This is a genomic window from Oceanobacillus kapialis (genome assembly GCF_044790185.1).
Lineage (GTDB): Bacteria > Bacillota > Bacilli > Bacillales > Amphibacillaceae > Oceanobacillus_B > Oceanobacillus_B kapialis.
On the sequence record NZ_CP085256.1, the window covers coordinates 2,317,315 to 2,343,161 of the forward strand.

General features: G+C 39.1%; 20 protein-coding genes, 1 pseudogene and 1 other annotated feature. Of the genes and pseudogenes, 7 read left to right on the plus strand and 14 right to left on the minus strand.

The window, feature by feature from the left end; genetic code table 11:
- Positions 1–172: 172 nt before the first annotated feature.
- A complete protein-coding gene (gene refZ / locus LG273_RS12155) occupies positions 173–805 on the minus strand; it encodes a forespore capture DNA-binding protein RefZ (protein ID WP_379560533.1) in 633 nt (210 codons plus the stop codon).
- A gap of 126 nt (positions 806–931) precedes the next feature.
- On the opposite strand from refZ, the gene LG273_RS12160 reads away from it, so the two are divergent.
- Positions 932–1,420 carry a GAF domain-containing protein gene (locus LG273_RS12160; protein ID WP_379560532.1) on the plus strand — a complete coding sequence of 163 codons (489 nt, stop codon included), beginning with the start codon at positions 932–934 and terminating at the stop codon, positions 1,418–1,420.
- A gap of 130 nt (positions 1,421–1,550) precedes the next feature.
- On the opposite strand, the gene LG273_RS12165 is transcribed toward LG273_RS12160, so the two are convergent.
- Positions 1,551–3,386, minus strand: a complete 1,836-nt coding sequence (locus tag LG273_RS12165) for a sensor domain-containing diguanylate cyclase (RefSeq protein WP_404453896.1) — start codon at positions 3,384–3,386, stop codon at positions 1,551–1,553.
- 349 nt (positions 3,387–3,735) lie between these two features.
- On the opposite strand from LG273_RS12165, the gene rpsD reads away from it, so the two are divergent.
- Positions 3,736–4,338 carry a 30S ribosomal protein S4 gene (gene rpsD / locus LG273_RS12170; protein WP_379560529.1) on the plus strand — a complete coding sequence of 201 codons (603 nt, stop codon included), beginning with the start codon at positions 3,736–3,738 and terminating at the stop codon, positions 4,336–4,338.
- A gap of 134 nt (positions 4,339–4,472) precedes the next feature.
- Here the strand turns inward: rpsD and tyrS are convergent, their stop codons facing one another.
- On the minus strand, positions 4,473–5,747 hold the full coding sequence (tyrS, locus tag LG273_RS12175; RefSeq protein WP_379560528.1) for a tyrosine--tRNA ligase: 1,275 nt from the start codon (positions 5,745–5,747) through the stop codon (positions 4,473–4,475).
- 54 nt (positions 5,748–5,801) lie between these two features.
- Positions 5,802–6,015: a binding site (T-box leader), on the minus strand.
- Between the two features lie 116 nt (positions 6,016–6,131).
- Here tyrS and LG273_RS12180 point away from each other — a divergent pair.
- The 4 genes and pseudogenes from LG273_RS12180 to LG273_RS12195 all read left to right on the plus strand — a co-directional run bounded on the left by LG273_RS12180 (position 6,132) and on the right by LG273_RS12195 (position 11,753).
- Positions 6,132–9,110, plus strand: coding sequence for a transglycosylase domain-containing protein (locus LG273_RS12180; protein WP_379560527.1), 2,979 nt, complete (start codon positions 6,132–6,134; stop codon positions 9,108–9,110).
- Between the two features lie 172 nt (positions 9,111–9,282).
- Positions 9,283–9,639, plus strand: a pseudogene (locus LG273_RS12185) (GNAT family N-acetyltransferase); the annotation flags it as partial.
- Between the two features lie 309 nt (positions 9,640–9,948).
- A complete protein-coding gene (locus LG273_RS12190) occupies positions 9,949–10,602 on the plus strand; it encodes an acetoin utilization AcuB family protein (RefSeq protein ID WP_404453901.1) in 654 nt (217 codons plus the stop codon).
- Complete coding sequence (locus LG273_RS12195; RefSeq protein ID WP_379560525.1) at positions 10,599–11,753, plus strand: acetoin utilization protein AcuC; 1,155 nt, start codon at positions 10,599–10,601, stop codon at positions 11,751–11,753. Before LG273_RS12190 ends, LG273_RS12195 begins: the two co-directional genes overlap by 4 nt.
- 80 nt (positions 11,754–11,833) lie before the next feature.
- On the opposite strand, the gene motS is transcribed toward LG273_RS12195, so the two are convergent.
- From motS to LG273_RS12215, 4 genes are all read right to left on the minus strand, one after another.
- Positions 11,834–12,616 (minus strand): flagellar motor protein MotS, encoded by a 783-nt coding sequence (motS, locus tag LG273_RS12200; RefSeq protein WP_404453905.1) that lies wholly within the window; start codon positions 12,614–12,616, stop codon positions 11,834–11,836.
- Positions 12,606–13,430, minus strand: a complete 825-nt coding sequence (gene motP / locus LG273_RS12205) for a flagellar motor protein MotP (protein WP_379563804.1) — start codon at positions 13,428–13,430, stop codon at positions 12,606–12,608. The genes motS and motP overlap by 11 nt, the downstream gene beginning before the upstream one ends.
- 67 nt (positions 13,431–13,497) lie before the next feature.
- Positions 13,498–14,490: a catabolite control protein A gene (gene ccpA / locus LG273_RS12210; protein ID WP_379563802.1), complete on the minus strand. Its 993-nt coding sequence runs from the start codon at positions 14,488–14,490 to the stop codon at positions 13,498–13,500.
- A 141-nt stretch (positions 14,491–14,631) separates the two neighbouring features.
- Positions 14,632–15,705 carry a bifunctional 3-deoxy-7-phosphoheptulonate synthase/chorismate mutase gene (locus tag LG273_RS12215; RefSeq protein ID WP_404453910.1) on the minus strand — a complete coding sequence of 358 codons (1,074 nt, stop codon included), beginning with the start codon at positions 15,703–15,705 and terminating at the stop codon, positions 14,632–14,634.
- A gap of 134 nt (positions 15,706–15,839) precedes the next feature.
- Here LG273_RS12215 and LG273_RS12220 point away from each other — a divergent pair, with 134 nt between their 5' ends.
- Positions 15,840–17,969 (plus strand): cell division protein FtsA, encoded by a 2,130-nt coding sequence (locus tag LG273_RS12220; protein ID WP_404453913.1) that lies wholly within the window; start codon positions 15,840–15,842, stop codon positions 17,967–17,969.
- Between the two features lie 114 nt (positions 17,970–18,083).
- Here LG273_RS12220 and LG273_RS12225 read toward each other — a convergent pair whose 3' ends face one another.
- The 7 genes from LG273_RS12225 to LG273_RS12255 all read right to left on the minus strand — a co-directional run bounded on the left by LG273_RS12225 (position 18,084) and on the right by LG273_RS12255 (position 25,810).
- Positions 18,084–18,530 (minus strand): YtxH domain-containing protein, encoded by a 447-nt coding sequence (locus LG273_RS12225; protein WP_379563796.1) that lies wholly within the window; start codon positions 18,528–18,530, stop codon positions 18,084–18,086.
- A 27-nt stretch (positions 18,531–18,557) separates the two neighbouring features.
- Complete coding sequence (locus LG273_RS12230) at positions 18,558–18,962, minus strand: DUF948 domain-containing protein (protein WP_379563794.1); 405 nt, start codon at positions 18,960–18,962, stop codon at positions 18,558–18,560.
- Positions 18,963–19,289: 327 nt separating this feature from the next.
- Positions 19,290–20,594, minus strand: coding sequence for a UDP-N-acetylmuramate--L-alanine ligase (murC, locus tag LG273_RS12235; protein WP_379563792.1), 1,305 nt, complete (start codon positions 20,592–20,594; stop codon positions 19,290–19,292).
- 132 nt (positions 20,595–20,726) lie between these two features.
- Positions 20,727–21,836 (minus strand): nicotinate phosphoribosyltransferase, encoded by a 1,110-nt coding sequence (locus tag LG273_RS12240; RefSeq protein ID WP_404453918.1) that lies wholly within the window; start codon positions 21,834–21,836, stop codon positions 20,727–20,729.
- Positions 21,837–21,905: 69 nt separating this feature from the next.
- A complete protein-coding gene (locus tag LG273_RS12245; RefSeq protein WP_404453920.1) occupies positions 21,906–24,173 on the minus strand; it encodes a DNA translocase FtsK in 2,268 nt (755 codons plus the stop codon).
- A 212-nt stretch (positions 24,174–24,385) separates the two neighbouring features.
- Positions 24,386–24,988: a YtpR family tRNA-binding protein gene (gene ytpR, locus LG273_RS12250; protein ID WP_404453922.1), complete on the minus strand. Its 603-nt coding sequence runs from the start codon at positions 24,986–24,988 to the stop codon at positions 24,386–24,388.
- A gap of 15 nt (positions 24,989–25,003) precedes the next feature.
- Positions 25,004–25,810 carry a DUF1444 domain-containing protein gene (locus LG273_RS12255; protein WP_379563785.1) on the minus strand — a complete coding sequence of 269 codons (807 nt, stop codon included), beginning with the start codon at positions 25,808–25,810 and terminating at the stop codon, positions 25,004–25,006.
- Positions 25,811–25,847 lie beyond the last annotated feature (37 nt).

The following is a 25,847-nucleotide window of genomic DNA, read 5'->3' on the forward strand; positions in this document are numbered from 1 at the left end:
AAACGTTGAGAGCCTCTTGAAGAACAGGTAGCTATTGTAAAATCCGATATTTTTTATGATAGTACTAATAATACCATGTTAGTGGTGTTTTTGGCTAAAAAAATACAAATAATTTGTAGCTTCGACATATAACATATTATTTTTCAGGAAAATATGGTTCAATAAATGGCTTTTAGGATGTTGGTGTATTATCTATTGGTCCATTTGCCGCAAAGTCAATCCAATGGTGAATACTTCTCACATACTTTTCAGCGAACTGTCGATGGGAGTGCTGTCCAATCACTTGATTTTTCCATTCATTATGCAAAATATATGGGGTTGTGAGCATCCCCTTAAACTGCATAAGTAGAAAGCTTCGTTCCTCTGGATCGGTCTTTTTATTCATATGAACTACCGCTTCGAATGCTTTACTTATGTAAAAATTCTCTTTGGCCAAGTAGGTAACTGCCATTTCCCTGACAAATACAGAATCCAGGGACAATTCCCGATGAACAAAACAAGAGAATTGATGGTGGCTTTGTTTATAATGTATAATAGTTGAAATTAATTCTTTCAATTGATCACGTGCAGGTAACTGTTCATATTCCATTAGAGTTTCTTCAATTGCTTTAAGGTATGCTTCGTAATAGTGCGAAACAGCATATTCTAAAAGCCCTTGCTTCCCTTTAAAATAGTAGCTTATTAGCGAAACATTAACAGAAGCACGCTCAGCAATATCGCGTACAGATGTGCCATGAAACCCTTTTTGAAAGAACAGAGACGAGGCTGCATCAATCACTTTTTGTTTTGATGTGTTTGTTTTCATCCTATTCAACTCCTTACTTGTCCATTACGACAAAGTGACAGGTTATCCTGCATTTTTTGCTCGACAAAAAAAATATAAATGTCGAATAAGCATTTTCAACTAAATTATGAAGAAAGGAGTGTGCACATGTTTCAATCAACAGCATACTCAGGTCAAAAGGAAAAAGATTATCAATTACTTATTAAACAACTGGATGCTCTCAGTGAAGGAGAGCGTGACCATACTGCCTTATTAGCAAACGCTTCTGCTCTTTTAAACCAGTTTCTTACGGATGTGAACTGGGTAGGTTTTTACGTTTGGAAAGAAGATGAGTTAGTGCTAGGGCCCTTCCAAGGTCTACCTGCCTGTATTCGTATCGGTTATGGAAAGGGAGTTTGTGGCACTGCAGTAAAAGAAAAAGTGACACAGCGTATAGCAGATGTGCACGCCTTCCCTGGTCATATCGCTTGTGACAGTGCCTCCAACTCTGAGATCGTTGTCCCAATTGTGTTAAACGACACAGTTTATGGTGTTCTTGATATAGATAGCCCTAACTTCGATCGTTTCGATGAAGTAGATGAGTCATGTTTAGAACAATTTGTTCACGTATTAGAGAAACATCTAGCAGCTGAATAGTTTCTTCGCAATAGAGATGTAAAGCTAACGCTGACTGCATATTTTCAGTATTAAATGGATAGCCGAGCGGCCTCGAATTCTAATATGAATTCATGATGGCCGCTCGGCTATTATGTTATACCCAACATTTTTATTTAGCGTCCTCATTCAATTGTTTCACGACGCAATTTTTCCCAATGTTTTTTGCTTCATATAAAGCCTTGTCTGCCCTAATAAAAAGCTCACTAACTGTATCGCTCAACTTGCATTTCCATGAAGACACCCCACAGGATAATGTGACAGAAGGGTTTGTATATTTCTCCACTTGCTTGCATATTGAACTAGCAATCTCAACTCCCTTTTCAATTGTGACTGCCGGAACATACACTGCAAGTTCTTCCCCTCCCCACCTTGCCGCAACAGCAGTTTTGCTAATAAGTTCTATTATAAGATTTGAAACCTGCTTTAACACTTCATCCCCGATGTGATGGCCATACGTGTCATTAATCGTTTTAAAATCGTCGATATCAAATAGAATTAATGCGCCTCTTTGCCCGGTCTTCATATGATCGGTTATTTTTTCTTCTAAATAATTTCTGGAATAAAGCTTTGTCAAAAAGTCAGTTATAACTGCCCTCTCTAGTTTATCCTTAAGGATGGTGTTCGTAAAAGCAAGGGCTGAATGCTGTATAAGGGATTGCAAAAGTTTAAAAGTACTAAAGGTAAAGAAATAAGGAGTTTGGTGCAAGATTGCAATTAAACCATGTACTGTGCCAGAATGACTCATTGGAATAACCATAACGGACTGATACGGAAAATCGTCAATTGCACAAAAATTTCCTTTAAACACCGGCTCGCCATTACAGGCAGGATGGTCCAGTATATACTCCACAAATTCCTCCCCTGCAATGGAGTTAAAAAAGGCTGTGCTACCAGTCAAAACGTCATATCGTTTTTTTTGATCTCCATTGTAGTAAATGAAGCCAACTTCAGAAGCCTCACAAACATCTATTACTTGATCTCTCATATGGCGAACAATTTCTTTCATTTCAAGATTTGAATTTAATTTATGTGTTGCATCGTTTATCAGTTTCAAATCAGCAACAAGAAGATTTGATTTTTCATAAAGTGTCACATTCTCAATTGCTTTTCCAGCCGTGCTGGCAATTTGTGCAATAAAATCAGCTTCTATTTTTGGTATGTATCTTCCTTTATCACTAATTACCTGTAAAACACCATACACACCTTGTTTCCCGACTAGTGGTGCATATAAAGAACAACATGTCTCCTTATATTGTTCCTCTATCCGCACCTCCCCAGATATAAAAGCCAATGTACTTACCCGCTTCGTCACATCGTCACTATATTCAATCGTCTTCACCGGTAATCCTGATTCCACTTCTGTGTCTTGTGATAGCAATAGCGTATGAGTAAGCTCAGGGTATAAGGTTTTAAGTCCCTGCAAAATTTCACTCAAAATTTTCTTTCTAGAAGTTAATGAGAGTAATTGCGAGGTTAATTCAGAAAGATAGGAACGACTCCTTTCCCAGCGTTGTTCCTTTAATTGTAGAATCGAAATTAACTTTTCCGTCTCCTCCATTACAATATTCAATTCTTCCATAGAAATAGAAAGTTTATGTTCGATAACGATTATTGCCTTTGGTCCACGATTCGGCAAAATGCTAAGTAAGCTTATGTGTTTGTCCTGAAGTGTTTTAACGTAGATCCTCTTATCCATCATTACGTCTTCCGCTAAATTTTGTTCTTGGCAAGGAATACTCTGAGCATGCGCAGTACAAATGCACATTTCATATTCTCTGCGCCATTCATTAAACAAATAAAGTCCTATATAGGAAATAGGTAAAACTTGCTTTAGATGCTCTGCCATGCTTTGAAGTGTATCACGATCACGTTGCTCTGGGTCCATGGTTACCAAATTAAAATAGATACTGCGCAATTTGTCCACAAGCAATTCTGTGCTTTTCATACAATCACCTATCACCTATTATCATAATTTTGGAATGAATTATGGTATGATATTCTTGTTTTCATTATAAACTAACTAGTTCTATTTTCCCATTAAATGAATTGTTAAATTTGTATACTTAATAACTATTGACTTCTATGGCTAGAAATTATATACTATTCTTTGTGTAAAATAATAAAGTAGCCTATGTGAAACTGGCGCTTGCCACCATTTTGTTCCTCATTAACCCATGAGGTGTATCGTGTAACTCTCAGCTGCTGGAGCGATGGTACATGAAAACATAATGGACAACGTACAGGAACACGCTCGTTTATTTTATGCAAATAAAATAAAAAGGAGGAAATGTCTTATGGCTCGCTATACTGGATCAGTATGGAAAAAATCACGTCGTCTTGGCATTTCATTAACTGGAACTGGTAAGGAACTAGATAAACGTCCTTACGCTCCTGGTCAACATGGACCAAACCAACGCAGAAAAATCTCAGAATACGGATTACAGCAACAAGAGAAGCAAAAGCTTCGTTTCATGTATGGATTGAACGAACGTCAATTCCGTACAATGTTTGATAAAGCTGGTAAAATGAAAGGTATCCATGGTGAAAACTTCATGGTCCTTCTTGAATCCCGTCTGGATAACATTGTATATCGTCTAGGTCTTGCTCGTACTCGCAGACAAGCACGTCAGCTTGTAAACCACGGGCATGTGACAGTTGATGGCGGACGCGTTGATATTCCATCATACCGTCTAAAACCAGGTCAAGTAATTGGTTTACGTGAAAAATCTAAAAACCTAGATATTGTGAAAGAGGCTATTGAAGTAAACAACTTCGTACCTGAATATCTTACTTTTGACGCTGATAAATTGGAAGGTTCTTACTCTCGCTACCCTGAGCGTTCTGAGCTTCCAGCTGAAATCAACGAAGCACTTATCGTTGAATTCTACTCTCGTTAATATTCACTTTATCATTAAAAACCTGAAATGCTTGGTCTTCAAGCATTTCAGGTTTTTTTATATTACATATAATTACAATAGAAGTAAAAGAAAAAAGGAAGCTGCTCACCATTCAACAGCTTCCTTTTTAGCCCTTACCCGTCGTAACGAATCAACGAATACTTCTTCTTACCTCTCCTAATAATCGTAAATTCATCTTCAATGCGATCATCTTCGCCTAAAATGTGTTGCAGTTCTTGTATTCTTTCCCCATTAATGTAAATGGCACCATTTTGAATATCTTCTCTTGCCTGTCTTTTAGACGAAGAGATTTTTGCTTCAACCAACAAGTCGATTAAACCGATATCCTCTTTTGTACGCTCATATGTCGGAACATCTTTAAAGCCTTGCTTGATTTCAGCAGCAGAAAGATCTTTTAATTCACCACTAAATAGGGACGCAGAAATTTTCTTCGCCTGGTCTAATGCTTCCTGACTGTGAACCATAATGGTCATTTCCTCCGCAAGGCGTTTATGTGCTTCACGTTTTTCTGGTTGTGTTTTTATTTCATTTTCTAGTTGTTCCATTTCTACTTCAGAAATAAAAGTAAAGTAACGAAGGAATTTAATAACATCTCTGTCATCGGTGTTTAGCCAGAATTGGTAAAACTCATAAGGAGACGTTTTTTCCGGATCAAGCCATACTGCTCCCCCTGCTGTTTTCCCAAATTTGGTTCCATCCGCTTTTGTAATAAGTGGCACTGTTAAACCGAATACTTTAATTTCTTCCTCTTGATTCTCTCTTGAGCGACGGATTAGCTCCATGCCAGCAGTGATATTCCCCCACTGGTCACTTCCGCCAATTTGAAGTGTACAATTCTCCTGTTCATATAGCTTAAGGAAATCCAAGGATTGCAAAATCATATAGCTGAATTCAGTGAAGGTGATGCCCTGCTCGATACGAGCTGAAACAGATTCCTTAGCCAGCATATAATTGATGCCAAAATGTTTTCCAGCATCACGTAAGAAATCAATTACAGTCATATTAGATAGCCAATCATGGTTATTTCTAGCAACGACTGGATTTTCCCCTTTATCAAAATCAAGTAATCGTGCAATTTGTTGCTTAATCCGCTCACTGAAGCCATGAACGACTTCACTTTCATTTAGAGAACGTTCGCTCGTTCTCCCACTCGGATCTCCAATCATGCCAGTTCCCCCGCCAACTAAAGCAATTGGTCGATGGCCAGCTTTTTGAAATCGTTTGAGCATCGTAATTGGTAATAAGTGACCAATATGCAAGCTATCCGCCGTCGGGTCAAAGCCACAGTACAATGTCACTTGCTTTTCCTGCAGGTGTTTTTCAAGCGCTTCCCTATCTGTCGTTTGGTGGATCAAACCTCTCGTTTCAAGATCCTGTAAAATATCCATTTGTCGTCACACTCCATCTTTTTTTCTTGAAAAACAAAAAAACCCCTCCCCTAAAAAAGGGACGAGTTGAACACGCGGTACCACCCTTGTTGCAAATCTAATTTGCCACTTCGGATTGTTAACGATGTTGCCACCGTTCCGAGGGTCAAAAACTCTCGGAATTGCTCCAGAATGTAATTCGCCGGCAAATGTATCCCGGCTTGCACCACCCGCCGGTTCTCTAGAAAAAGGGATTTGCCTGACTACTTCGTTCCTTCACCGCAAAAATCTTATAATTACTATTCATACCATAATTGAAAAGGAAAAGCAATCCTAGTTCTAAAAATTATATTCCCTCCTCTATTATTATGCTATAATAAGGAAGGTATTTTAGGAGGTTTTGCGATGAATTTAAAACAAAAGTTTCAACAATATACGGAAAAGCTAAAATCCCTCTGGAAAACTGGGAAGGTTCAACGCACTTCGCGGATTTCATATGATGTGGGATGGAACATAGTATTGTTCTTCTTACTCATTGGATTTATTGGATTGTTTTTTGCTGGAGGAGTAGGTGCTGGATATTTTGCCTCGCTTGTAAAAGATGAGCCTGTTCGACCATACGATATGATGCAACAAGATATCTATAATTATGAAGAAACATCTAAACTCTATTTTGCGGGTGAAAAGTACTTTGGAGATGTTCAGTCGGATTTGCACCGGGAAGAGGTAACACTAGACAATATCTCTCCAGCCATTATTGATGCAGTTATTGCTACAGAAGATGAAAACTTTCAAGATCATCATGGAGTTGTACCAAAGGCCATATTACGTGCAGTTTTCCAAGAAGTAACAAATTCTGAAGTGAAAACTGGCGGTAGTACCCTGACCCAACAGTTAATAAAAAATCAGATACTTACGAACGAAGTGTCTTTTGAAAGAAAAGCGAAAGAAATACTGCTAGCACTGCGACTAGAACGCTTTTTTGAAAAGGATGAAATTCTTGAAGCATATTTGAATATTGTGCCATATGGCCGGGATGCTTCAGGAAATAACATTGCAGGAATCCAAACTGCAGCTCAAGGTATCTTCGGAGTGGATGCTAAAGATGTCAACATTGCGCAAGCTGCATACCTTGCAGGACTTCCACAAAACCCATATGCCTATACCCCTTTTCTAAACGGTGGAGAGGTTAAGGATAAGGATGGACTTAAGGCAGGTATGAGCCGTATGAAAACGGTTCTTGATAGAATGCTAGAATCTGGTCACATCACCCAAAAGGAATATGAAGAAAACATAAATTATGACATTGCAGCTGATTTCACAAAAGCTTCTCCTTCTCCTATTGAGAAGTACCCTTATTTAACTTTTGAAGTGGAGAAAAAAGCTACTGAAGTACTTATGTACAAACTTGCTGAAGAAGAAGGCTATACCAAGGAAGATCTTGACCAAGACAGTGATCTCAAGGAAGATTATAAAGCACTAGCCGAAAGAGATTTGCGGAAGAACGGTTATAATATTCATACAACGATCGACAAGGATATTTATGAAGCCTTTCAGAAAATAGCCCAAAATTACGAAAACTACGGCCCTACTGTAACGTATACCAAAACAAATAGCGAAACGGGTGAAGTGGAAGAAGTAACAGAAAGAGTCCAGACCGGTGGAATGTTAATTGAAAACAGTACCGGGAAGATTATTAGCTTTGTTGGTGGGCGAGGATACGATGAAGAAAATAATATAAACTATGTATCCGATAATGTACTTCGTTCCAATGGTAGTACGATCAAGCCATTACTTGATTATGCTCCAGCTATGGAGGAAGGAATCATTCAGCCGGGAAGCCCTGTTGCTGATGTGAGAAAACAAATTCCTGGCTGGAATTATGGAAAACCAGGAAACTACGGTGGTGGCTATCATGGGATTGTTTCTGCTCGTACGGCACTAGAGAATTCTTATAATGTGCCAGCAGCAGATATATACTCTCGTATTATAGACCTTAATCCCGCCTCGAAGTATTTAGAAAAAATGGGGATTAGTACCTTAACAGAAGATGACTATGTTAATCCATCTTTATCAATAGGTACAGCAGACGTAACAATCGAAGAAAATGTAAATGCATATAGCACGTTTGGCAATAACGGAAAATTTGCCGACGCATATATGATTGAAAAGATAACAAATCAAGATGGTGATGTAGTCTATGAACATAAAGCGGATCCAGTGGAAGTTTTCAGTCCACAAACTACGTATTTAACAATTGATATGATGCGAGATGTTATCAATTCAGGAACTGCTGGATATCTTAGACCTCAACTATCGAATGGAAATGTAGACTGGGCAGGGAAAACCGGAACATCCAATGACTACAAGGATGCTTGGTTTGTCGCCACAAATCCTAACGTTACGTTTGGGACATGGATCGGGTATGACACACCAAGATCAATTAATAATGCGAGCACGAATTATAGTCACAGAAACCTTAAACTTTGGGCAGAACTTATTAATAGTGCTACAGCAATTAACCCGGAACTATTAGCTCCTAACGAAACATTCAAACGTCCAGACGGTATTGTACAACGTAGTTATTGTGCAATTTCCGGCATGCTACCATCTGAATTATGTGAGAAAGCAGGATTGGTTAAATCAGACCTCTTTAATGAAAAATATGTGCCTACGGAAATAGATGACAGCTTAATAAGCGGAAGTTCTGTTATCGTAAATGGCAAGGCAGTCATGGCAGGTTCTAATACTCCTGACGAGTTTGTAACAGGGGATGGTCTTATGTTCAACCCAGAATTTCTAGAACGGAATAATTATGATGAGCTAGAAGACCTTACACAATTGTACCCACGAACAGAAAGAGAAAAATGGGAGAGAATCGGATTTCCAGGATCCGACGCAGGAGATTCCATTGAGGATGACGGAAAAGCCCCTTCCGCCCCCACCTCTTTAAGCAAATCTGGAAATAAATTGACGTGGGGTAAGTCAGGAAGTAGTGATGTAGTAGCCTATCGCATTTACCGTGCTAAAGGCGCAGGCGGCAACTTTACTCGGGTGGGAAGCACTACGGAAACCAGCTATACGATCGGTGATGGCGATGCTGTCTACCATGTAAGGGCCGTTGACTATTTTGGAAGAGAATCCTCTCCATCAAAAGAAATTATGGTAGGTGACACATCCGAAACACCACCTGAAACACCTGACAATGAGGAATCAACAGATAATAACAACAGAAATAATGATAATGAAAACGCCGAGGAGACAACGGACAACGAGGAAGAGCAACAACAAGAGAACAATAATAATAACGAAGACGAAAGCAGCAATAACGAAAACGAAAACGATAATGAAACTAGTCAACCAAACAACGACGAGGAACAATAATCAACAAATTTAACTTATTAGGCTGAACATATTCGAGAAGCGACACATTCAAATATGTTCAGCCTTTTTTTATTTATATAGAAGAAGTTAGAGAAGTTTCACAGTTATTGCTAAATATTCAGTAGATTATCTAGTATAATAGATGAAAGCGCATTAGAATATTCAATAGGTGGTGAACGAGTTGAAACATACGAAAACCCATCATGCTATACTTCGAGAGCACCCCCAAGGAGAACGTGTCACGCTTGAAGGTCCCTTAAACAGCGAACAACTAAAAAACTACCACTTTCATGAGCAATTAACAGCCTTCAGACCAGCTGCAAAGCAATTTGAAGCGTTACAAAGTATCGCAGATTTCCGTGAAGGAAGGATAATTGTTGCGCGCACAGACGACACAATCATTGGTTATGTCACTTATTTGCATCCCGACCCTTTGGAAAGATGGTCTGAATTTAAAATGGAAGAGCTAATGGAGCTAGGTGCAATTGAAGTTATCCCTTCCTATCGCGGAGCTAAAATTGCTTCAGGCTTATTACAAGTATCAATGATGGATGAGTATATGGAGAAATACATTATCATTTCAACAGAGTACTATTGGCATTGGGACTTGGATGGAACGAAACTTAGCATTTGGGACTATCGAAAAGTCATGGAAAAGATGATGGCGACTGGCGGCCTGCTCCCTGCACCGACTGATGATCCAGAAATTATCTCACATCCAGCAAATTGCCTTATGGTTAGAATTGGTGAGAAAGTATCAGAAGAGTCAGTCGCTATGTTTGATAAGCTACGATTTTTACAGCGCCACCAATACCGCAATATGAGGGAGGGATTATAATTGTTAGTAGAGGAAATTATGAATAGAGATGTTATTACGCTATCACCATCAGATACAATTGAAAAGGCACTTCACACATTATTGGTAAACCGTATTCGTCATATTCCTATCGTAGATCAGAACCATAGCGTGATTGGGATCATTTCAGACAGAGATGTCCGGGACGCTGCCCCCTCTATTTTTAAAGCTAGCACACAAGCATTGGAATTAAAAAATGAGATTCACACAATTATGAGTAATCCTGTGGTCACTGTACACCCGATGGACTTTGTTGAAGAAATTGCAAGAATCTTCTATGAGGAAGAGTTTGCTTGCCTCCCTGTTGTTCGAAACGATAATAAACTTGTAGGAATCATTACAGAGAAAGACATGCTTCATACACTTATTCAGCTGACAGGTACACACGTGCAATCTTCTCATATTGAAGTGAAAGTGCCACACAAACCAGGAATATTGCCAGAAGTAGCTTCTATATTTGGTAATCGCAAAGTAAACATTGTTTCGGTTCTTGTATATCCCTATAAGGATGACGCAGCTTATAAAATACTCGTTTTTCGCATCCAGACGATGAATCCTCTCCCTGTCATTCAAGACTTAAGAACCGCAGGCTATGAACTTTTATGGCCAAATAATATACCGGGGCCAAAATCATGAAGTGTCCAGCAACTTTTGTATTCTCAAACAATACATTAAGCTATCACTTTCATGAAGATCATCCTCTTAATCAAAAACGAGTATTGCTATCAAAAGAATTATTAGAGGACTCAGGTCAACTTCCTGCAAAGTCCATTATTCACCCAAGGAAAGCGACAGAAGATGAAATCGCACTTTTCCATGATCTATCCTATATCCAAGCCATTAAAAAAGCGGGAACAGGGCAACTTTCATCGGGAGAAGGATTACAATTTGGCTTAGGTACAGAGGATACTCCTATTTTTCCAAATATGCATGAAGCAGCAAGCTATGTCGTTGGTGGCACACTTACAGCAGTAGATGCTGTAATGGAAGAAAAAGCTAGCCATGCCCTTCACCTAGGGGGCGGTCTTCATCACGGTTTTAAACGAAAGGCTGCGGGCTTCTGTATATATAATGATGGGGCAGTAGCGATTAAGTACTTGAGGAAACATTATGATGTAAAGGTCTTGTATGTAGATACAGATGCCCACCATGGTGACGGTGTTCAATGGGCATTTTATGATGATCCGAATGTTTGTACCCTTTCTATCCATGAAACAGGCAGATATTTATTCCCTGGTACCGGAAATCTAAATGAACGTGGTATTAAACAGGGCCATGGTTATAGCTTTAATCTACCATTAGATGCATTTACAGAAGATGAATCGTTTATTTCCGTTTATAATAGCGCTATCAGAGAGGTTGCTGAATTTTTTAAGCCTGATGTCATTGTTACACAGAATGGAGCCGATGCGCATTGCTATGACCCATTAACCCATCTATGCAGCACAATGAAGATTTTTGAGCATATCCCAAAAGTAGCTCATGAAATCGCTCATAGTTATTGTGACGGGAAGTGGATCGCCCTCGGTGGTGGTGGATATGATATGTGGCGCGTTGTTCCACGGGCATGGGGCCAACTATGGAATGTTATGCATACAGGCAATCCTTTAAAAGGTAGTCTCCCTTCTAACTGGCTAGAAAAATGGAAAGAAAGTTCGCCGGTTTCTCTCCCTAAAACGTGGGAGGATGAACAAGACATTGTCTCTATTCCTCGCAGGTTAGAAATTACAGAAAAAAACGAAAAAAGCTTAGCAAGTATGCTAAAGTATACAAAAAAAATCTTATAACTCTAAAGAGACAGCTAATGATACTTTCCCCTATTTACCTCAGTCATTTTCTGGCTCTATGTTAAAAAAGGAGATGGTGCTTACGCATCATCTCCTTGGCTTTCTTCTAATATAACAATCTCTACGCGACGATTTTTTGCCCAGTTCTCCTCATTGGTATTCGGCACAAGTGGCCTTGTGTCCCCGTATCCTACTGAAGAAAAGCGAGATTCATCGAATTCATTCTCATCTATCAAATATCGGATAACACTGCTAGCCCTTGCTCCAGACAACTCCCAGTTAGAAGGATATCTATAATTATCAATCGGCCTGTCGTCCGTGTGTCCCTCTACTTTTACATTGTTGGGTAAGCTTTCTAGCATGGAAGCAATTTTTGTTAGAAATGGCTCCCCTTTTTCTAGAATTTCGGCTTCACCTGAATCAAACAAGACACTCTCCTGTAACACCAATACTACCCCTTGGTCCGTCCTGTTGGCTGAAATCTCATTTGTCAGTTCATGTTCCTCAAGGTATTGTTGGATGTTCTCCATCAAGTTGTCCAATGTATCTTGCTCTGTTATATCATCTTCATCGGTGTTGTTTTCTAACTGTGTTGGATTCTCAAACTCATTTGAATTCTTTCCGCTTTCCTCGTCCCTTGTATGCTCTGTTGGATTCTCCATTGGTACAGGGGAAGGATAAAATTCAAAGATCATTCGGTTACGAAATGACTCAGAGATCGCCTCGAACTTAACCGAATCAATTTGTGACATAGAAAATAAAAGAATGAAGAATACTAGAATTAAGGTAACCATATCCGAATATGTAACCATCCATTTTGGAGCGCCCTTATCATTGCTACGTCTTATATCCCTACGCTTCATTAACGCTCTCTCCTACAAAATCTGCATCCTCAGCTGTTGCCTGACGATTTTTCACGTCACTGGAAAGAAAAGCAGATAACTTTTCTTCAAGAATTCGTGGATTTTGTCCAGATTGAACGCCCATCACACCTTCAATAATAACCTGTTTAATAAAAACCTCTTCCTCTGTTTTGCTCTCAAGTTTATTTGCCATTGGAACAAAAACGAGGTTTGCAAGGACTGTTCCATATAATGTAGTAAGAAGCGCAACCGCCATACTAGGACCTAATCCTGCTGGGTCCTGCAGATTGTTCAGCATTAGTACAAGGCCCACTAGTGTACCAATCATCCCCCAAGCTGGAGCATACTCCCCAGCTTTTTCGATAAGTTTTCTTCCTTTATAGTGCCTGTCTTCCATTGCCGTTATTTCTGCATTCATGATATCGCTGATCACTTCTGGCTCCATTCCATCAACTGCAAGGAGGACCCCTTTTTTAATAAAAGGCTCGTCCACGTTTTCCAACTCATTTTCCAAAGCAAGGATTCCCTCTCGACGTGCCCGCTCTGATAGCTTAATAAAAAGGTTAATTAAGTCAGGAAGCCGCTGATCATTCTGATGAAAAGCCTCACTAATTATTTTTCTCGTTAGCTTTATTTGCTCCATTTTAAAATTAATGAGCATAGAAGCAATTAATCCACCGATTACAATAAAGATAGATGAAACGTCCAGAAATAAGGCAGCACCACTCGTGCCGCCTTTTGACATGATGGCAAGCATAATCATGATAAAACCTAACGTAATGCCGATAGGAGTCAATATATCGCGTTTTCTCATATTCTCTCTCCTCAAGTCACTATGTGGAATAAGTGAATCACCTATATTCTTTATATCGGCATCTTATTTATTTTGTTGAGTTTCTTTTTTCAACTCTGTGTGGTAAAACAACCTTTTTATCTTCAACTTCTTCTTTGTTCATAAATTTAGTTAAAAGACGCATTGCTACAGCACCAATATCATACATAGGTTGGACGATCGTTGACAACGTCGGTCTTACCATTGTCGCAAGCCTTGTGTTATCGAAGCCAAAGACCTCTATATCATCTGGAACATTGTACCCTTTATCCTGTGCACCGTGGATAACTCCAAGTGCCATTTCATCTGACGCTACAAAAATTGAAGTTGGTTTCTTATCTAATTCAAGCAATTGATTGACAGCGTCGATTCCTGAATCATAAGAATAGTCCCCTTTTATCACGTATGATTCGTCCAATTTAACAGAGGCTTCACTTAATGCTCGCTTGTAGCCATTATACTTAAGAAGATTGATATGTGTATCTTCTTGCCCTGAAACAAAAGCAGGCACATTGTTTCGCTCAAGTAAGTATTTCGTTGCTTCGTATGCGGCTTCTTCATAATCAATGTTGACTGAAGGCATTTCACCACCATCATCGTACGTTGCAGCAAGCACGACTGGTACAGAAGAAGTTTTAAACTGCTGAACATGCTCTTCTGATATGTCTCCACCCATGAAAATAATACCATCCACTTGTTTTTCAAGCATGGTGTTAATTAAGCCCAGTTCTTTGTCCTTATTTTGGTCTGAGTTACTTAAGATAATGTTATATTTATACATCGTAGCGATATCTTCTATCCCTCTAGCTAATTCTGCAAAGAAGATGCTGGAGATATCTGGAATAATGGCGCCAACCGTCGTTGTTTTCTTACTAGCCAGACCCCTTGCCACAGCATTTGGACGATAGCCAAGTCGCTCAATGGTTGCTAACACCTTTTTCCTTGTGGTAGGTTTCACATTCGGATTCCCGTTTACTACACGAGATACTGTTGCCATAGAGACATTTGCTTCTCTCGCTACATCATATATTGTTATATTCACTTTCTTTTACCTCCTATTTAACTATACATCCTATATTTTTTTATCATACTCCACAACGCATAAAATTACAAAAAATTTAAAGGCTGAATCATCATTATGATGGCCCAGCCTTTAAACCGATGCCCCTAAAGGACTTTTAAATTATTGATGAAACTTATTTGCTACATCTATCACTTCATCCATAAATGTATTGAACATTGGAATATCCATCTGTTGAGCAGAATCAGATAATGCAACTGCAGGATCAGGATGTACCTCAGCCATTACCCCGTCAGCTCCTATTGCAATTGCAGCCTTAGCTGCTGGAAGTAAAATATCTCTTCTACCAGTAGAATGGGTAACATCTACCATTACTGGCAGGTGCGTCTCCTGTTTTAAGATTGGAACTGCAGAAATATCTAATGTATTTCGAGTGGCTTTTTCATAAGTACGGATACCGCGCTCACATAATATAATGTTTCCATTTCCACGAGAAATAATATATTCAGCTGCATTTATAAACTCAGAGATGGTTGCTGATAGGCCTCTTTTCAAGAGAACCGGCTTATCAAGATCACCAGCAGCCTTTAATAGCTCGAAATTTTGCATGTTTCGTGCACCAATTTGAACTACATCTAAGTAATCCATCGCTTCTTCAAGATGGGCAGGATTTACAATTTCACTGACCACTGCTAAATTATGCTTGTCAGCTGCTTTCTTTAAAATTTGTAAGCCCTCTAATCCTAGCCCTTGGAAATCATATGGTGAGGTACGCGGTTTAAATGCTCCACCACGCAAAAGCTTAACACCTTTATTTTTAACAGCCTCCGCTACTTTTTCCACTTGCTCATAACTTTCTACTGCACATGGCCCCATCACATAGTGGGTATTACCGTCTCCAATAGTGGCACCATTAACCGAAACAATTGTGTCTTCTGGCTTTTTCTTTCTTGAAACAAGTAGCGCTTTTCGATGGTCATCTTCCTGCAACTCAAGGCTCGCCTTGAATATCTCCTTAAAAATATGTTCAATTGTACTTTTCTCAAACGGACCATCATTTTTGCTTGTGATTTGATCTAACATATCCCGTTCTCGTACTGGATCAAATCGTTTCATACTCTGTTTGGCTTTAATCTGGCCGATTTGCTGAACAATCTCTGCCCGTTGATTAATAAGCTTTAAGATTTCTAGGTTTACACTGTCCATTTGTTCTCTTAACTGATCCATATCGCTCATACTCTACTCCCCTTGTTTAATTGCAGTTTTTTAATAATTAGAGACAATTATAGCTAATAACTTTTTCTTTGTCGATAAAAAGATTGTAAAAGTTTATAATAGAGTCAGATTATAAGGGAAAGGGTTATACAATGATGAAAGATCATATTTTTGCTTTAGATATTGGCACCCGCTCAGTAACGGGGATTATTTTAGAAAAAGATACTTCAAACAAGTTTGAAGTAGTAGATTTTTATACGAAAGAGCATACTGAAAGATCGATGCGAGATGGGCAAATACATAACGTTGTTGCGGTATCTGATATTATTCGTGAAGTGAAGAAAGAACTTGAACAATCACATGGTACGCTGCACAAGGTTTGTGTTGCTGCTGCGGGAAGAGCGCTGAAGACAATGCAAGCCTCTGCTTCAATGGAACTTAATCAACAGCCTATTATCGAAGAGGAAACTATAAAACATTTGGAGCTAAGCGCTGTACAGGCTGCCCAGATAAAGCTTGCACAAGAAGAAAAAGCAGATGATTACCATCAGTACTATTGTGTAGGTTATTCCATTTTACATTACCAAATTGACGAAGAAAGAATTGGTTCCTTAATTGACCAAAGCGGAGAGAAAGCTACTGTTGAAATTATTGCTACCTTTCTACCTAAAATTGTTGTGGAATCGTTATTAGCTGCTTTAAATCGAGCGGGTTTGGAAATGGACGCACTAACGTTAGAACCAATTGCGGCAATTCATGTGCTTGTACCAGAGTCAATGAGAAGATTGAATGTGGCTCTAGTAGATATAGGTGCTGGTACAAGTGATATTGCCATCACGAACGCTGGTACAGTTGCTGCGTACGGGATGGTGCCCGTTGCAGGAGACGAAATCACTGAAGCAATAAGCGATGCTTATTTGCTCGACTTTCCTTTAGCTGAGCAAACGAAACGGGATATTGTCAATAAAGGGGAAGCAGTCGTAGCAGATATACTGGGGTTTGAATCAACGATTACTTATGATGCATTAGTAGGAGAAATACAAAGTCATGTAGAAAACCTCGCCTCAAGGATAGCTGAAGAGATCCTCCTTTTAAACGCGACGCCACCAAAGGCTGTCATGTTGGTTGGTGGAGGAAGTCTCACACCAGAAATCACCAAAGTTTTAGCCAATAAGTTAAAGTTGCCAGAAAATCGAGTAGCTGTCCGTGGGATAGAGGCGATACAGAATTTAACTCCTTCCGAAGCTTTGCCAAAGGGACCTGATTTTGTAACTCCAATTGGAATTGCCATTGCCGCAAAACAAAATCCAGTTCATTATGTAACAGTCCATGTAAATGGGCAAAAAATACGTATGTTTGAAATGAAGCAGCTTACTGTCGGAGATGCATTGATTCAGGCAGGTATTGATATACAAAAGCTTTATGGAAGACCAGGTAATGCCGTGATGGTAAGTGTTAATGGACAGGATGTAACAATACCAGGACAATTTGGTCAGGCGCCACAAATAATTGTAAATGGTGAAAGCAGCAATGTAGAACGATCTATTCAGAATAACGACCATGTTCACGTTACCAAAGGGGAAGATGGTTTACCTGCTCAGCTAACTTTGGAAGAGCTTATTGGAGATCTACCATCTAAAGTTATTTATTTTAACAACCAACCTGTGAAACATTATGCCAATTATTATGTGAACGACAAAAAGCAGGCAAAAACATATGTAGTCAAAGATCGTGACAAAATTATCTTTGATCAAGAATTGCTAGTAAAAGATTTTCTCCATTTTATTGGAAAAGACAAGTTGCAACAAACAAACACATTCACCATTTATGTAAATAAGGAACAAGTAAAACTACCAATGGGAGAAACGAAGGTACTCGTCAACCATAAGCAGGTAAATGTGGAACATATCCTTCATAATCAGGATAAATTGGCTATAGAGCCAGCTAAAACTCCGCTTGTTTCTGACTTATTCACTGTGTTAGAAAAAGAGGCTTCTAAAACCATCCACGTTTCTTTTAATGGACAACCTATCAATTTAGACAGGCCCTGCTATTCAATAAAGCGGGAAGGACAAATAATTGGACAAGATACAGCATTAAGTAACGGAGATAGTTTAGAACTTAAACAAATAGAGGTTGGAAGCTTTATTTTCCAAGATATATTCCGTTATGTTGATATTGATATTCGAAACGTGAGCGGAGATTTTAAACTGTATCGAAATGGAGAACCAGCATCCTTCGACGGGGAAATTCACAACGGGGACAACCTGCAGTTAACTTGGTGAACGGCTAGATGGCTGCTTAATAGGTATATGAGAACCCGTTTCTTTCATGATCGATTAACTACTCGCTAATTTTTTAAAAAAAGATGATTGGGCACTCGCCCAATCATCTTTTTACTACCCTTGTCTTTTCGCTGCTTCTATTTCTTCCGTTGCCTCTTCAATTGCATTGGCTACATCCTCAGCTGCTTGCTGTGCCTCTTCTTCTTTTGACTTTTTTCGATTCAACTTAGACTTAACAGTGTTAGTCATATCTTTCGTTTTAGAGGTTGCACTTTTTGTAAATTGAGAAGTGGTATCCATTGCTTTTTGTCTTAACTCAGCACCTGTTGTATATGCTTTATCTTTCCAGCCTGCGCTCTTCTCCTGTGCAGTATCTTTCCACTCAGAAGCACGCTCTTTTACTTGGCCTGCTCCTTGATTAATGTCACTTCTTAGTTCTCTACCGGATTTTGGTGCGAGCAATAATGCAGCAGCTGCCCCTACCATGCTTCCTATAAGTGTACCAATGATAAAGTCCTTAGTATTAATGTTGTTGTTATTGTTGTTATTATTTTCAGCCATTTAAAATCCTCCTTGTTTGGTTACTATTTATTTATTTTTTTTCTTCCATAATTCCATAAATGTAGATGCCCATTTAACTGCCTGGGTGGCCTTTTCAGGGTTTTGATTTGCCGTGCGCGAAATACTTCCGGACAGTTGCTTTAGAGAAGCATTAAATTCTCTTACAGTCTCCCCAAGTCCCTTCGCACCATCAAAAACACCATTTAGCTTAGAGGATTTTTGCTGGATATCATCAGCGAGTCGGTTTGTTTTTGTAAGGAGTTGGGTAGTCTCGTCCGTAATTCCCTTCATTTGCTTGTTCAACCCGTCCAGCGTTTCTGCGACGTTATTCATTGTTTGTTTGGTTGCTTTTAAGGTAATAATTGCGTAAACCACAAGTACTGCAAACGCTATCGCGGCAATTAATGCAGCAATATAAAGCATTATTTCCATTTCGTAGTATCACTCCTTCTGTAATGTGTAGTATGGCTACTGGAATAGATATTCTAGCTGGATGAGTCAAAACCATCTAGCCATTTAAGTATAGATTATACCTAATAATTATACCAATAATAATCCTTTTTTATAAATACCCTAACATAAAAGAACTAAACATGTGCACAAAAAACAACATTACCATTTTTAAGGTTCCCCTATAATTATTGCTTTACTAGCAAAGTTAGCTTTTAAAGCGGTTTCAGACTAATATGTAACTTTCTTTTACTGAGGAGCTTTATCTGAAAAGAAAAAAAGAACCTGTTACCAGATTCTTTTTCTCGATTAATTACGAACGTTTTTCTTTTCTTCATATGCCTGCTGGAATTTTTGAATATCCCCTGCACCCATGAAGACAAGTACCGCGTCTTCATATTGTTGCAATACGTCGGTTTGATCAAGCTGTAATACTCGGCTTTTTTCCACACGTTCTTGCAAATCCTTGATGGTAAGCTTTCCTGCTTCTTCCCTTGCAGAGCCGAATATGTCACATAAATAAACGTGATCTGCTAATGAAAGGCTGTCTGCAAATTCATCAAGAAATGTTTTTGTTCTCGTAAATGTATGTGGTTGGAAAATAGCAATAACTTCTTTGTTTGGATATTTTTTTCTTACCGAATCAATTGTTGCAGTAATTTCCTTTGGATGATGGGCATAATCATCAATCAACACTTGATTTGCTACCTTCTTTTCTGTAAACCTGCGTTTCACACCTTCAAAGCTTGCCATTTTCTTAATATCCTGTGCACTAATTTCTTCATAATGGCAAATAGCGATTACAGAAAGCGCATTAAGGATATTATGATTTCCATGCATCGGAATAGTAAATGTATCATAATACGTATTTCGCACAAAGACATCAAAGGTTGTGCCAGTGCTATCCTCTACTACATTCTGAGCCTGAAAATCATTCGTTGCCGCAAAACCATAATAAACAACAGGTACCTTCGCTTGTATTTGCTGAAGTTGCTCGTCATCTCCACAAGCGATAATTCCTTTTTTAACCTGATCAGCCATGGATTGGAAAGCCTCAAACACATCATCAATGCTTGTAAAGTAATCCGGGTGATCGAAATCAATGTTTGTCATAATCGCATAGTCCGGTTCATAGCTAAGAAAGTGCCGACGATATTCACATGCTTCAAAGACGAAATAGCGGCTATCTACATGCCCCTTGCCTGTTCCATCCCCGATTAAAAAGGAAATAGGGAAGGTCTCATGTAAAACATGTGCCAATAGACCAGTAGTGGACGTTTTGCCATGTGCCCCTGTAACAGCAATACTCGTGTATTGTTTTAGCCATTCCCCAAGGAACTCATGATACCTATAGAATGTCAGGCCTTGTTTTTTTGCTTCTTTTATTTCTGGGTGATCATCAGAAAAAGCGTTACCCGCAATTATTGTATAATTATCTTTGATGTTCGCTTCTGAAAAAGAGAGAATCGGAATGTTCTTTGCTTCCAATGCTTCCTGTGTAAAAAAACGTTTCTCCACATCGGAACCCTGTACATTTTCTCCGGAATCATGAAGAATTTGCGCAAGGGCACTCATTCCTGTCCCTTTAATACCAATAAAATGGTAAGTTGTCATAAAAAGAACCTCCAAATTGTGCGTAAAAAGGATTATTTAACTTACTAGCTGATAAATTTTTTACACCTATTTCATTATTATAGCAAAATGAGAGAAAGATTTAAATAATAAGTTGCCCCGTTGGAGTTATGGTTACGCTTCTTGAAACTCTACCTTCTCAAGTCTTGGATTAGGTCGATAACGCCTACCCTCTTTAGCTTCAGGTATCCCATTTAATAAGACATTGTCACCAGTAAACCCAATATTAATTTTTAATAGACTGCCACCAACGCCATACATATCAACAGGCACTCCGTTTTTTTCGAATTCTGTAATACGGTCCTCCGTAAATCCACCACTAACCATTATTTTTACATATTCGAATCCTTCCTCATCTAATGCTTTTCTAAGTGCGAAAATGAGCTCAGGGTTAACCCCTCGAGGATCAAAGGTTCCCATTACATGATGGTTCCGCAAAAAGTATTTATCAACGAGTGTGCGTGACGTATCAAGGCGTACACCTTTTAAATCCCTACCAAATTCATGCGCAACTTTTAAGGAATCTGTTATGACATCATTATTATAATCAACGAGTGCTACCAGATCATCATCTGGGTACATTTCATGATAGGCTCGTGATGCAGCTACGAGATCACCTCGAAACATTTGAATCATCGCGTGTGGCATGGTGCCCATACCCTTTTTTCCCCACCATTCATTCATCGCATGTGTCGCTTGAGCAGTTGATCCGCCAATAAACGCTGCATAACCATCTCCTGCCTGCTGTGTATAGTGGTCATCCCTATCCCCCATAAAGATAACAGGTTTTTGTTCTCCGGAGGTTCTGCCTGCTTTTACGACATTGTATACATTTGTAGAGACAGATGTTCTTCTTGCTAATATTCCATCAATAATTCCTTCAAGGTAACCAAACTGTTGATATGCTCCTGTTATGGTTAGGACTGTTTCAAAGGGGCTTATTTTATCACCATCTTTTAAAGAATGGATTTCTAACGTCTCAGGATTCTTTGCAAATGTGTGCAAGAGGGCGATCGCTTCGTCTGTTCCACATAAAACTGCATCATCTTTCTGAAAAAATTGCATGGTTACAATATTATTTGGTAACTTATTTTCTGCTATTTCCTTTGTTTTTAAGAAATATACGGCAGAAAACCAACCTTCCCGAATACGTTCATCAAACTTGAACGTTTTATTCGTTAAACGGTTGATTTTCCCTTCGAGTTTTTGTGTAATTTCTTTCATGATTTGTTTCTCCTTACCTCTAATAATCTGTTTCCCTTATCATATAGAAAAAAGAAGGTGGAAACAAGGTTAATCATTTAGCTGCATTTCCTCGATCTGTGCCCTCGTTGCTAAAACTTCACGCGGTTTACTTCCATTTTGTCCAGAAACAATCCCTTTCATTTCAAGAGCGTCAATTAAACGGGCTGCACGGTTATAGCCAATTTTAAAGTGGCGTTGAAGCAGTGAAGTACTTGCACTGTTTTGAATTAATATAAAATTAATAGCTTCCTCCATTAGTTCATCTTCTGCTTCGTCTGTTGCCACCTGTTCAAGCAATTGTTCCTGTTCAAACATGTAATGAGGCTCTGCCAGACTTCTAGCATAGCTTGTAACACGCTCAATTTCTTCGTCTGAAACAAAAGGTCCTTGCAATCGAATGCTTTTCCCTGCCCCATTCTCAATAAATAACATGTCGCCTTTCCCAAGTAGCTTATCAGCTCCTGCAGTATCCAAAATTGTTCTGGAATCCACCTGTGAAGAGACACTAAATGCGATTCGTGTTGGGATGTTCGCTTTAATTAAACCTGTTATCACGTCAACAGATGGTCGTTGGGTTGCTAAAAGTAAGTGTATTCCACATGCTCTTGCTTTTTGTGCTATTCGGCTAATCGCTTCTTCTACATCATGCGGAGACATCATCATCAAGTCTGCGAGTTCATCAATAACAATGACGATATATGGCATTTTCTCTGCAAGTCGTCCTTGTTTTAACACTTTTTGATTATAACGTTCAAGATCTCTAACACCCTCCTGAACAAACCTTTCATAGCGGGATTCCATTTCTGCAACGGCCCATTTCAAGGCAGCAGTAGCTGCTTTCACATCCGTGATAACTGGTGAAACAAGGTGTGGTATGCCATTATAAGGAGCAAGTTCCACCATTTTAGGATCAATCAGAAGAAACTTCACATCTTCATGACTCGCTTTGTATAACATACTGAGGAGAATAGTGTTAATGCATACACTCTTCCCTGATCCAGTCGCACCTGCTATTAGTCCATGTGGCATCTTTTGAATATTGGTAATTAATGGACGTCCCTCTATGCTTAAACCAAGCGCAATGGTTAAAGGAGACATACTCGTTGCAAAGGCTTCTGACTCGAATAACCCTTGCAGTCCTACCATTTGTGGGTTAGGGTTCGGTATTTCAATCCCAATCGTATTTTTACCTGGTATTGGTGCTTCAATTCGAATATCCTTTGCGGCCATGTTTAATTTTAAATCGTCGCTAAGATTTTTCACCTTACTTACCTTCACTCCGAGTTCTGGTTGCACTTCAAACCTAGTTACAGAAGGACCTTGTGTGGCATTTACCACACGTGCACGAACATTAAAATGCTTTAGCGTTCTTTCAAGCAATTCTTGCTGTTCCGTAATCCATTCATGATCTGCATTATTTTTCTGAACCGGATCATTCAAAAGATGTATTGGAATAGAAGCTTGCTGTGGAGTAACTTCTTCTGTTGCAATTGTTTGTGAAGGTGACTCCGCCTTAGAAGTGTAGCTTTTTTGTAATTGTTCTTGTTGCCTTCTTTGTTTGTCGTATAATTGTTTTTTATCCCTCGGTGTCATAATGACATTGAAAGGTCCCTTACTGGTTGTTTTGTTACCCGCTCCTGTACTCGAAAGGCTTCTAGGCTTAGCTTCTTCACATTTAGATAGGTTTTCTGATTTTTCTTCTGACTCTTCTAGTGGATCGGACTCTGTTTTAGCAGTTGACTGCGTTACAGGTTCTATTGCTTCCTTTACTTGCACATCACTAAATTCCTCATCCGTTGAAGCCGCTTCGTCTACAGGCCATTCAGTAGCTGGGAGGATTGGCGCAGTATTTTCAGCATGGTCTACAAACTCCTTCTCTACGTTCATAGCCGCCCATGCTTCAGCGATTCTCTCTTCCTTTCGCTTATAAGCTGGAATATCGTCTAATATCTTATTCTTTTTCCGCTGTTGAAACCCATAAATTGGCGAAGGAACTTCCGTCCGCTTAAATGGAATATCTGTATCCTTCTTGTAAACCTTTCTTCCCTGATCTTTATCGGCCTCATCTTTTCGCCGCTTGCGCTCTGGTTGAGCGACGTACGATTTGTTTGGTCGATTATTAGATTTCGGTGCCTGGTTTGATTCCGATTGCTCATCTGGGATAAGAGGAAACCGAAAAGCGGGCTTGTTCGGATATTGATACATCATCTTTGCCTGGGGGTCCGGTGTGTGCTTTTGTTGTGTTTTTTCTTGTTGTTCATTCACTTCCTCTTCTGCAAAGAGTGCTTTTATTTTCTTCTTCCACTGTTCCCACATGTTTCATCACTCATTTCATACATAAGTCGTGTAATACCATTCTAACAGGTTTTAGAAGGATTGTAGATGTCTAAAAAAATCTTCGTTTAGAATTAAATAAGTAAAGGGTGAACGGGGGACCATTTAAGTTTCCATAACGTTAAGAAAACAACCTATGTATGAACAAAGGTTGTTCTCGCATTGTATACCATTCGCTTTTTACATCAATCTTATTAAAAAGTAAATGTTTCCCCTGGTGTATGTGATTTATCTAGAACATAGATCCCTTTTTCTTTTGGAGCATTTGGCAGACCCAGCTCTTTCTGCGAGCATATCATACCATTCGAAGGGACTCCACGTAATTCTGTCGGTTTAATTTGTAAACCACTTGGCATGGTTGCTCCAACTTTTGCTACGACGACATATTGGTCTTTGTCTACATTAGGCGCTCCACACACAATCTGTAAGGTTTCTTGTCCAACATCTACTTGGCATACACTTAATTTATCGGCATTTTCATGCGGTTCTTTACTAATGACATGGCCTATGACAAATTTAGGGGAAAGATCGAAGTCTAAGGAATCTGTTACACCCTCTTCGGCAAATAAAACTTTCATTTCTTTTAATAAGTTTTCTGTCATTGTATTTTTGCCATTAACCAAATTGGTAAAATGCTTTGAAGCTTGGAATATATTATAACCTAAAACTGCATCACCAGAATCCGCAATCCTTGTAATGTCTCCTGCTTTACTATGTGTAAGTTCATAACGATCACCCGTTTTTAGTGGAACGATGAGCACATCACCGATTCCATCAGGGTTGTAAAATACATCCATTTACCTCTTCCTTCCCTAACTGTTCTCTGGTTTATTTTTGGCAAGTATGAATACCGGCTCAAGCTTTCGATCTTCATAAATGAGAGGAAGAGAAGTGATCGGTATTCTTCCCTCTGCAAAGAATTTCATATTCATTTGAGCTAATATGTCATACCCTGTTTTGTTTTGAATATCCGCAATAATAAAGACGTCCTGGTGTGGAACTGCCACAGCCATTTCCCCTTTTATGTTTGCTTTCATTTCTTCAAGAAAAGCTTCATTTAATATTCTGCTTGCATCGTATCCATCCTGTTTTGCAATAAAATAAAAATCGTTGCCTGCAACCGTATCTTTATTATAATCACAATCGAGTGAGCGTAAATTAAAGGAAGCAATTTCATGAATTCTCTCTTCTGTCCATCCTTCTTCTTCCAGCAATGCTTTGTCGATTAATCGGTAGGACTTCCCTAAGTCCAACGCATAAAATATTCGTGTTTCTGCTGTATGTTCCTTATTTACTAACTCTTTATTCGCCTTTGTCTTATCCGGGAAGGAGGTCGCTCGAATAACTGGATAAATATTCTTCTCCATACCAGCTAATTGCTGAGTTTCATTCATAATACGAAGTGCCTCAGTCACATGGTCTACAAGCTCTTCAATCGCCTCGTCGCCACGCTCATTATATTTGGCCACAACGTTAGGCAATGTAATGGTCATTCCTTGCTTTGATTCCTTCCACTCTATACGAAACGTATCTTTATCTCTATTATAAGAAGTGTGGTATCTTGCATCTGACAAACGTTCTTGCAAGATTTTCTTCAATTTCAATGATGTCATTTTCATCTTACATCCTCCTTTGCCCAACATTATATTATCTTAG

Coding starts and splice junctions, on each gene's coding strand:
- refZ (WP_379560533.1), bottom strand. CDS start 805: ATGAAAACAAACACATCAAAACAAAAAGTGATTGATGCAGCCTCGTCT.
- LG273_RS12160 (WP_379560532.1), top strand. CDS start 932: ATGTTTCAATCAACAGCATACTCAGGTCAAAAGGAAAAAGATTATCAA.
- LG273_RS12165 (WP_404453896.1), bottom strand. CDS start 3,386: ATGAAAAGCACAGAATTGCTTGTGGACAAATTGCGCAGTATCTATTTT.
- rpsD (WP_379560529.1), top strand. CDS start 3,736: ATGGCTCGCTATACTGGATCAGTATGGAAAAAATCACGTCGTCTTGGC.
- tyrS (WP_379560528.1), bottom strand. CDS start 5,747: ATGGATATTTTACAGGATCTTGAAACGAGAGGTTTGATCCACCAAACG.
- LG273_RS12180 (WP_379560527.1), top strand. CDS start 6,132: ATGAATTTAAAACAAAAGTTTCAACAATATACGGAAAAGCTAAAATCC.
- LG273_RS12195 (WP_379560525.1), top strand. CDS start 10,599: ATGAAGTGTCCAGCAACTTTTGTATTCTCAAACAATACATTAAGCTAT.
- motS (WP_404453905.1), bottom strand. CDS start 12,616: ATGAAGCGTAGGGATATAAGACGTAGCAATGATAAGGGCGCTCCAAAA.
- motP (WP_379563804.1), bottom strand. CDS start 13,430: ATGAGAAAACGCGATATATTGACTCCTATCGGCATTACGTTAGGTTTT.
- LG273_RS12215 (WP_404453910.1), bottom strand. CDS start 15,705: ATGAGCGATATGGATCAGTTAAGAGAACAAATGGACAGTGTAAACCTA.
- LG273_RS12220 (WP_404453913.1), top strand. CDS start 15,840: ATGAAAGATCATATTTTTGCTTTAGATATTGGCACCCGCTCAGTAACG.
- LG273_RS12225 (WP_379563796.1), bottom strand. CDS start 18,530: ATGGCTGAAAATAATAACAACAATAACAACAACATTAATACTAAGGAC.
- LG273_RS12230 (WP_379563794.1), bottom strand. CDS start 18,962: ATGGAAATAATGCTTTATATTGCTGCATTAATTGCCGCGATAGCGTTT.
- murC (WP_379563792.1), bottom strand. CDS start 20,594: ATGACAACTTACCATTTTATTGGTATTAAAGGGACAGGAATGAGTGCC.
- LG273_RS12240 (WP_404453918.1), bottom strand. CDS start 21,836: ATGAAAGAAATTACACAAAAACTCGAAGGGAAAATCAACCGTTTAACG.
- LG273_RS12245 (WP_404453920.1), bottom strand. CDS start 24,173: ATGTGGGAACAGTGGAAGAAGAAAATAAAAGCACTCTTTGCAGAAGAG.
- ytpR (WP_404453922.1), bottom strand. CDS start 24,988: ATGGATGTATTTTACAACCCTGATGGAATCGGTGATGTGCTCATCGTT.
- LG273_RS12255 (WP_379563785.1), bottom strand. CDS start 25,810: ATGAAAATGACATCATTGAAATTGAAGAAAATCTTGCAAGAACGTTTG.